This window comes from Arthrobacter sp. Y3223164 (assembly GCF_059091005.1).
The window spans coordinates 1-1,108 of record NZ_JBNHGF010000624.1 but is presented as its reverse complement, the minus strand read 5'-3'; the positions used below and the strand labels follow the sequence as shown (position 1 = coordinate 1,108).

2 protein-coding genes are annotated in these 1,108 nt (G+C 68.9%); both read right to left on the bottom strand.

Features of this window, described 5'->3' with window-relative positions:
* On the bottom strand, nucleotides 1–369 hold a 369-nt coding region (locus AC5RUJ_RS16955), incomplete at its 3' end, for a heat shock protein transcriptional repressor HspR (protein ID WP_494156327.1).
* Nucleotides 370–435: 66 nt separating this feature from the next.
* On the bottom strand, nucleotides 436–1,108 hold a 673-nt coding region (locus AC5RUJ_RS16950; RefSeq protein WP_494156326.1), incomplete at its 5' end, for a DnaJ C-terminal domain-containing protein.

The window sequence follows — 1,108 nt, the reverse complement described above, 5'->3', positions numbered from 1 at the left end:
GCCGCGGGCCAGCGTCACCACGTCGCCGGCGAGGCCGGCGGCGAACACCCGGCTGGAGTCGGTGCCCCGGCGCTGCCGTGCCATCAGTTCCTCGGAAAGGTCCCGGACCTGGGCCTTGAGCGCGGCGACCTCGTTTTCCAGCTGGAGGATGCGCTTGATCCCTTCCAGCGAGACGCCCTCCTGGGACAGCCGCTGGACCTCACGCAGGGTGTTCACGTCCTTCTGCGAATAGCGGCGCTGCCTGCCCCGCTGGCGCGACGGAGAGACCAGGCCGAGACGGTCGTACTGGCGCAGCGTCTGCGGGTGCATGTCCGCCAGTTCGGCCGCCACCGAAATCACGAAGATCGGCGCGTTCATATCGATGCTCATGGTGCTCTCCCTCCTGCGCTTCGCGCGTTTCCCGTCCGGACTGTCCCGACCTGTCGTAACTTCCCGCTACAGCCTGGCCTTGGCGGCAAGATTCCCGCGCGGGTCGGACCCGGCAGTCGCCGCCGCGAAGGCGTTAACCGCGTCTTCGGCCTCTTTTCCAAGGTTCTGCGGGACCACCACGTCGATGGTCACGAGCAGGTCGCCGGTGTTCTTGGAGGTCTTCACCCCGCGTCCCTTCACGCGGAGCGTTCGGCCGGAGGGTGTTCCTGCCGGCACCTTGACCTTGACGAATTCACCCGTCAGGGTCGGCACGTCGATCTGCGCGCCCAGCGCGGCCTCCGGGAACGTGACCGGGACGTGGATCCGGATGTTGTCGCCGTCGCGCTGGAAGAACGGGTGGGGCTTGACGTTGACGGTCACCATCAGGTCGCCCGCGCCGGCGGGGCCGGCCTGGCCCTTGCCGCGGACGCGGACCTTCTGGCCGTCTTTAATCCCGGCCGGGATCCGCACGTCGATCACTTCGCCGCTGGGTTCGCGCAGCCCGATGGTGGTGCCGTTGATGGAACCGGCGAAGGAAATGCTGGTGGTTGCGGTGCGGTCGGCGCCCCTGCGCGGGGGCTGCTGCTGCGGGAAACCGCCGAAACCGCCGAACAGATCGGCGAACTCCGGCGGCACGGTGCCCGCGGAGCCGGGGCGGGTGCGGGTGCCTTGGCCGAACAGGTTGCCGAAGATGTCCTCG